The sequence below is a fragment of the Streptomyces sp. G-G2 genome (assembly GCF_030063135.1).
GTDB lineage: Bacteria > Actinomycetota > Actinomycetes > Streptomycetales > Streptomycetaceae > Streptomyces.
Window position 1 is genome coordinate 43,508 of the sequence record NZ_JASISO010000055.1, and the last position, 6,461, is coordinate 49,968.

Consider the following 6,461-nt stretch of genomic DNA (forward strand, 5'->3'; position numbering starts at 1 on the left):
CGGGCGTCAGCCGCCCAGGGGCAGCGCGCCGAGCGGCAGTGACTGCACGGGGGCGAGGGCCGCGGCCCCGGGGACCCCGTCGGTCGGCAGCGCGGAGGTGGGCAGCGCGGAGGTGGGCAGCGCGGAGGTGGGCAGGGCGGGCGCCGGGAGCGTGGAGGCCGGGAGCGCGGTGCCGGGCGCGGGGGCACCCGGCAGGCCCGAGGTCGGCAGGCCGCCCATCAGGTTCCCGGTGAGGCCGTCCGTCGGCAGGCCGCTCTTGCCCGCCGCGCCCGCCGCGCCCGCGGTGTCACCGGCCACGGTGCCCGCGGCACCGGCCACGCCGGTCGCGCTCTCGTGGGCGGTGGGGATGCCCTTGGCGGCCGCGTTGCCGCCGACCGCGCCGACCGCCGGAACGGCGGACTCCACGGCCTTGCCGCCGGTGGCTCCGGCCATGTCGGCGCCCTGCCGGGCGGTGTTGTCCACGGCGTGACCGAGGCTCGCGCTGTCCAGGGCGGTCAGCGAACCCAACTGGGGGGCGGCGGCCTCCGGGCCCACGGCGCTCGCCGAGCCGGCCGCGCCGATCACGGGCGCCGCTCCGGCTGCGAGCAGCAGTGCGGCGCGGGCGATCCGGCGGGTCAGGGGGAGGGTCATGGTGCTCCTAAGCGTCGTCGTGCGGGCTGAGTACGCCGTGCACAACGCCCGTAGGGGCGTCCCGAGTTGCGGAGCAGGTGGGTAAAGGCTTGGCAACGCGTCGTTTTATCGGCTTCGGTGACAAGCGCATCAGATGCGTGGTGACCTGCGGGTTCGCCCCCGCTGCGCACCGGCGTGCGCCGCATCGCGCGATCCCCGCGCGAGTGACACCCCGTACTGGTGACCGGGCCGGTTCAGCGGTTCAGCGGGGCGACGAAGATCCGTACGTCGTCCGCGCCCGCGTTGCGCGCGTCGCCGTCACCGGACGCGCCCGGCGGCTTGTCGATCCACCGCCCCTTGTTCTTGCCCGCGATCCACGCCTTGTTGTCGTACGAGACCCGCTGGACCCCCAGGTCGGAGGCGTGCGCGACCGCCCAGTTGGCCAGCTCCCAGCCGCGGCGCTGATCGGCCGGACCCCGGTGGTCCTTGCCCGAGACCGCCATCGTGACCTCGGAGTCGTCGGCGGCCGCCGGCGCCGTCCTGACCGGGGAGGCGGGCGGCCCCGCCTTCGGCGCCAGCGCGGTCCCGAACACCTTCACCAGCTCCGCCTTGACCCGCACCGCGTCCCCCGTGGCCTGCGGGAGGGGACCGCTGCAGGACAGGGTCCCCGGGGCGCGCCCCGTGAAGGCCGCCGCGAGGAGGACGGCGTCCGGCTCGTGCTTCGCGTACGCGTCCGGGAAGCCACTGCGCTGCACCTTCTGCGCGGCCACCGTCAGCGGGAGGTCCGCGTAGTCGGGCGCCTCGTCGAGGAGGCGGTCGTAGAAGATCCCGGCCGAGTAGACCGGGTCCATGATCTGCGCCGGAGTGCCCCAGCCCTGGGAGGGCCGCTGCTGGAAGAGCCCCAGCGAATCCCGGTCGCCGTGGTCGAGGTTGCGCAGCGCCGACTCCTGCAGGGCGGTGGCCATCGCGATCGTCACCGCCCGCTCCGGCATCTTCCTGGCCGAGCCCACCGCCGCGATCGTCGAGGCGTACCGGGCCTGTTCGAGGCTCATCGCATACGAGCCGCCCGTGCTCCCGCCGCCGCGCTCCGCCGCCGTCACGGTGCAGTGCGGGGCGCCGTCACCGCCCGTCGACTCGTTCTGCACGATGTAGTAGCCGGCGAGCCCGAGCAGCACGAGCAGCGCCGCCGCCAGCCGGAACGAGCGACGTCTACGACGCGCTCGGTGAGGGTTCTGCTCGGTCTCGAACACGCGGCCCACCGTACTTGAGCCGTCCGACCCGTCCATCGGCCGGACGGTCCGGCCGAGCCGCGGGCAGGGGGCATTAGGGTCAGAGGCATGTCCGAATCCGAGCTGGACCTCACCCTGGACGCTGCCGAGCTGACCGCCCGGCTCGTCGACATCCCTTCCGTGAGCGGCGACGAGAAGGTACTGGCCGACCTCGTCGAACACGCCCTGCGCGGTCTCCCGCACCTCACCGTCGACCGCTTCGGCAACAACGTCGTGGCCCGCACGAGCCTCGGCCGCGCCGAGCGCGTCGTCCTCGCCGGACACCTCGACACCGTGCCGATCGCCGACAACGTCCCCTCGCGGCTGGACGACAGCGGGGTCCTCTGGGGCTGCGGCACCACCGACATGAAGTCGGGAGTCGCCGTCCAACTGCGGATCGCGGCCACCGTCCCCGAGCCGAACCGGGACCTCACCTTCGTCTTCTACGACCAGGAGGAGGTGGCCTCCGACCTCAACGGCCTGGGCAAGGTCGCCGAGGCCCACCCCGACTGGCTGACCGGCGACTTCGCGGTCCTGCTCGAACCCTCCAACGCCGAGGTCGAGGGCGGCTGCCAGGGCACCCTGCGGGTCCTGCTGCGCACCTCCGGCGAACGCGCCCACTCCGCGCGCAGCTGGATGGGGTCCAACGCGATCCACAGCGTCGGACCGGTCCTCGCGAAGCTGGCGGCGTACGAGCCGCGCCGGCCCGTCATCGACGGCCTGGAGTACCACGAGGGCCTCAACGCCGTCCGGATCGAGGGCGGCGTCGCCAACAACGTCATCCCCGACGCCTGCACGGTGACGGTCAACTTCCGCTACGCCCCCGACCGTAGCGAGGCCGACGCGCTCGCCCACGTCCGCGAGGTCTTCGCGGACTGCGACATCGCCGAGTTCATCGTCGACGACAGCTCCGGCGGCGCCCTCCCGGGCCTCGGCCACCCCGCCGCCGCGGCCTTCATGGAGGCGGTCGGCGGCCGCGCCATGCCGAAGTTCGGCTGGACCGACGTCGCGCGCTTCAGCTCGCTGGGCGTACCGGCCGTCAACTACGGCCCGGGAGACGCCCTGCTGGCCCACAAGGTGGACGAGCGGGTCGAGACGAAGGCGATCCTGCACTGCGAGGAACGACTCCGCGCCTGGCTGACCTCCTGAATTCCGCTTCTCGTCACCTTTGTGCGCCTACCCTGATCCGAACGATCAGCAGGAGGGAGCACATCATGGGCAACCCTGAAGGCGGCCGGAGGAAGCCGGCGGAGCAGCAGCTGGGCCCCGTACTGCGACGACGCGACCAGGTCAAGGGCGGCAGTACGACGGACCAGCGGCTGCTGGACACCACCGCCGGGCCCTCCGAGTGGGTGCACACGGACCCCTGGCGGGTCCTGCGCATCCAGTCGGAGTTCATCGAGGGCTTCGGCACGCTCGCGGAGCTGCCGCCCGCGATCAGCGTGTTCGGCTCGGCGCGCACGCCCGTGGACTCGCCGGAGTACGAGGCGGGCGTGGAAATCGGCCGGGCCCTGGTCGACGCGGGCTTCGCGGTCATCACCGGCGGCGGCCCGGGCGCGATGGAAGCGGCCAACAAGGGTGCGCGCGAGGGCAACGGGCTCTCGGTCGGCCTCGGCATCGAGCTGCCCTTCGAACAGGGGCTCAACCAGCACGTCGACCTCGGGCTCAACTTCCGCTACTTCTTCGTCCGCAAGACCATGTTCGTCAAGTACAGCCAGGGCTTCGTGGTCCTGCCGGGCGGCCTGGGCACGCTGGACGAGCTGTTCGAGGCGCTGACGCTGGTGCAGACGCAGAAGATCACCCGCTTCCCGATCGTGCTGTTCGGCACGGCGTACTGGAGCGGTCTGGTCGACTGGCTGAAGAACACGGTGATCGCGCAGGGCAAGGCCTCGGAGAAGGACCTGTACCTCTTCCACGTCACGGACGACGTGCAGGAGGCGATCGCCCTGGTGACGAAGGAAGTCGGCAAGTAGCCCGCCCCGGCGGGGGCCCGCCCCGCGCGGCCCCCGCCGGGCTCCGCCTCCGAGGTCGGGCCGGGCCGCGGCGGGCGACGGCGGGCGGTGGCCCTGGACGGACGCCACCTTGGCCTCTTCTTGACGCCGCTCTCGCGTGGATCGGCGCGGGGCGCCTCTCCGGCTTCGAGTGGCTGCGTCGGCCTCCGGCCGTCGGGCTGGTGGCCTTGGTCGTCGTCTCAGGCCAGGCCGCGGCGGGCGACGGCGGGCGGGCGGTGGCCCTGGATGGACGCCACCATGTCCAGGATCTGCTTGGTCTCCGCGACCTCGTGGACGCGGTAGACCTGGGCGCCCAGCCAGGCCGAGACCGCCGTCGTGGCGAGGGTGCCCAGGAGCCGTTCCTTGACCGGCTTGTCCAGGGTCTCGCCCACGAAGTCCTTGTTGGACAGGGACACCAGCACCGGCCAGCCGGTCTCCGTCATCTCCCCGAGCCGCCGCGTGGCCTCCAGGGAGTGCCGGGTGTTCTTGCCGAAGTCGTGGCCCGGGTCGATCATCACCGACTCCCGCGGCACGCCCAGCGCGACGGCCCGCTCCGCGAGGCCCACCGTGACCCGCAGGATGTCCGCCATCACGTCGTCGTACGCGATCCGGTGCGGCCGGGTACGCGGCTCCACGCCCCCGGCGTGCGTGCACACCAGCCCCGCTCCGTGGCGCGCGGCGACCTCGGCGAGCTTCGGGTCGACCCCGCCCCACGCGTCGTTCAGCACGTCCGCCCCGGCCTCGCACACGGCCTCGCCGACCTCGTGCCGCCAGGTGTCCACGCTGATCACCACGTCTGGGTGCCGCCGCCGCACCTCGGCCACGAAACCGACCGTACGACGGGCCTCCTCGACCGCGTCCACGTGCTCGCCCGGGCCCGCTTTGACCCCGCCGATGTCGATGATCGCCGCGCCCTCGGCCACCGCCCGCTCCACGCGCTCCAGCGCGGGCTCGTCGCGGAAGGTGGCGCCCTGGTCGTAGAACGAGTCCGGGGTCCGGTTCACGATCGCCATGATGACCGGCTCGTGGGTGTCGAACTCGCGCTTGCCCAGTCGCAGCATCCCGTGTTTCCTCCTCCGGCGGCCCTCGCCGCCCCGCCTGCGACCTTAACCGTCGTGGGCTCATGGCACGATCGACCTCGTGGTGGCCGCAGTCTCTCAGGGGAGTTGATCGTGTTCTGGTTCTTGCTGATCGCGCTGGTCGTGGTCGTCGCCGGGGTCACCCTCGCGGTGGTCGGCGGCGGTACCGAGGCGGTACTGCCGGATGTGGACCCCGAGATCGTGGCCGACGGCCTGCCGGAGACCCGGCCCGTGCTGCGGGCGGACATCGAGGCGCTGCGGCTGCCGGTGGCCGCGCGGGGGTACCGGATGGCCGAGGTGGACGACGTACTGACGCGCCTCGGCGCGGAGCTGGCCGAGCGGGACGCGCGGATCGCGGAGCTGGAGGCGGCGCGGGTCCGTCAGGGCGCCCCGGCGGGCCCCGACCTCACGAAGGACGACCGGTGACCCCTGTGGCGGGCGCGGCCGTCGCGGGCCCGGACGGGGGCCTGCGGTGCCCGTGGGCGCTGTCCACCGAGGACTACGTGACCTACCACGACACGGAGTGGGGCCGTCCGGTCCACGGGGACGATGCGCTGTACGAGCGGCTCTGCCTGGAGGCCTTCCAGTCGGGGCTGTCCTGGCTGACGATCCTGCGGCGACGGGAGGGCTTCCGGGCGGCCTTCTCGGGCTTCGAGATCGCCAAGGTCGCGGCGTACGGCGAGGCGGACGCGGAGCGGCTGATGGCCGATCCGGGGATCATCCGGAACCGGGCCAAGATCACGGCGACGCTCGCCAACGCGAAGGTGCTGGCGGGGTGGGGCGCGGGGGAGCTGGACGAGCTGATCTGGTCCCACGCGCCGGAGGAGCCGGTGCCGGTGCCGGTGTCGACGACGCAGGTGCCGGCGGTGACGGCGGAGTCGGTGGCGTTGGCGAAGGCCCTGAAGAAGGCCGGCATCCGTTTCGTCGGCCCGACGACGGCGTACGCCCTGATGCAGGCGTGCGGCCTGGTGAACGACCACCTGTCGACCTGCGTCTCCCGCCACCCCTGACCCCACCCGGCCCCCCGGGGCCCGCCCGGCCCCTCTGGCCCCACCGGGGCCCGCCCAGCCCCGCCTGGGGCAACCCCAGCCCCGGCACACCCCCCCGCGGGGCCGACGTGCCGCGCCTGCAGGGCGGTGCGTGCCTCCGGCGGGCCCTCAATCGCCGGGCGGGCTGGATTTGGCCCGGGCGGGCCCTGCCCCGGGACAATCCAGCCTCGCCGGCGTTTGAGGCGCCCCCGGAGGGCCCACAAGTGGCAGCTGCCGGGCATCGCTTGCCTCCGGCGGGCCCTCAATCGCCGGGCGGGCTGGATCTGCCCGCCCGGGCGCTGACGCGTGGGCTGGATGTGGCCCGGGCGGGCCCTGCCGGGCGGGACGTCTTACGACACGCCCTAGATGAATGAGTCCAAGGGGTGTCGTTGCGGTCAGTGGTCGTAGGCGATCAGTGACCGCTTGACCGGCTGCCCAGTCTTGTCGTTGTGCCAGATCGCCGCCGTGAGTGCGAGGATCCGGCAC

6 protein-coding genes and 1 pseudogene are annotated in these 6,461 nt (G+C 73.3%); 4 read left to right on the top strand and 3 right to left on the bottom strand.

Annotated features, from left to right (window positions below; translation table 11 throughout):
- Positions 1 to 174 precede the first annotated feature (174 nt).
- Both QMF80_RS32385 and QMF80_RS32390 read right to left on the bottom strand, forming a co-directional pair.
- A pseudogene (locus QMF80_RS32385) lies at positions 175 to 630 on the bottom strand (ATP-binding protein); the annotation flags it as partial.
- A 233-nt stretch (positions 631 to 863) separates the two neighbouring features.
- Complete coding sequence (locus QMF80_RS32390) at positions 864 to 1,895, bottom strand: hypothetical protein (RefSeq protein ID WP_502962967.1); 1,032 nt, start codon at positions 1,893 to 1,895, stop codon at positions 864 to 866.
- A 51-nt stretch (positions 1,896 to 1,946) separates the two neighbouring features.
- On the opposite strand from QMF80_RS32390, the gene dapE reads away from it, so the two are divergent.
- Together dapE and QMF80_RS32400 are read left to right on the top strand one after the other, a co-directional pair.
- Entirely contained in the window at positions 1,947 to 3,026 is a 1,080-nt protein-coding gene (gene dapE / locus QMF80_RS32395) for a succinyl-diaminopimelate desuccinylase (protein ID WP_283459819.1), read from the top strand.
- Between the two features lie 65 nt (positions 3,027 to 3,091).
- The gene (locus QMF80_RS32400) at positions 3,092 to 3,850 is read left to right on the top strand and encodes an LOG family protein (RefSeq protein WP_283459822.1); all 759 of its coding nucleotides are present in this window, start codon (positions 3,092 to 3,094) and stop codon (positions 3,848 to 3,850) included.
- A 218-nt stretch (positions 3,851 to 4,068) separates the two neighbouring features.
- Here QMF80_RS32400 and folP read toward each other — a convergent pair whose 3' ends face one another.
- Entirely contained in the window at positions 4,069 to 4,929 is an 861-nt protein-coding gene (gene folP / locus QMF80_RS32405) for a dihydropteroate synthase (protein WP_283459824.1), read from the bottom strand.
- 105 nt (positions 4,930 to 5,034) lie between these two features.
- Here folP and QMF80_RS32410 point away from each other — a divergent pair, with 105 nt between their 5' ends.
- Together QMF80_RS32410 and QMF80_RS32415 are read left to right on the top strand one after the other, a co-directional pair.
- The gene (locus QMF80_RS32410) at positions 5,035 to 5,373 is read left to right on the top strand and encodes a DivIVA domain-containing protein (protein ID WP_349372259.1); all 339 of its coding nucleotides are present in this window, start codon (positions 5,035 to 5,037) and stop codon (positions 5,371 to 5,373) included.
- Positions 5,374 to 5,378: 5 nt separating this feature from the next.
- Positions 5,379 to 5,957, top strand: coding sequence for a DNA-3-methyladenine glycosylase I (locus QMF80_RS32415; RefSeq protein WP_283459836.1), 579 nt, complete (start codon positions 5,379 to 5,381; stop codon positions 5,955 to 5,957).
- Positions 5,958 to 6,461 lie beyond the last annotated feature (504 nt).

What these genes read in the sequence shown, in the direction of transcription:
- dapE (WP_283459819.1), top strand. Translation starts at nt 1,947, where the DNA reads ATGTCCGAATCCGAGCTGGACCTCACCCTGGACGCTGCCGAGCTGACC.
- QMF80_RS32400 (WP_283459822.1), top strand. Translation starts at nt 3,092, where the DNA reads ATGGGCAACCCTGAAGGCGGCCGGAGGAAGCCGGCGGAGCAGCAGCTG.
- folP (WP_283459824.1), bottom strand. Translation starts at nt 4,929, where the DNA reads ATGCTGCGACTGGGCAAGCGCGAGTTCGACACCCACGAGCCGGTCATC.
- QMF80_RS32390 (WP_502962967.1), bottom strand. Translation starts at nt 1,895, where the DNA reads ATGGACGGGTCGGACGGCTCAAGTACGGTGGGCCGCGTGTTCGAGACC.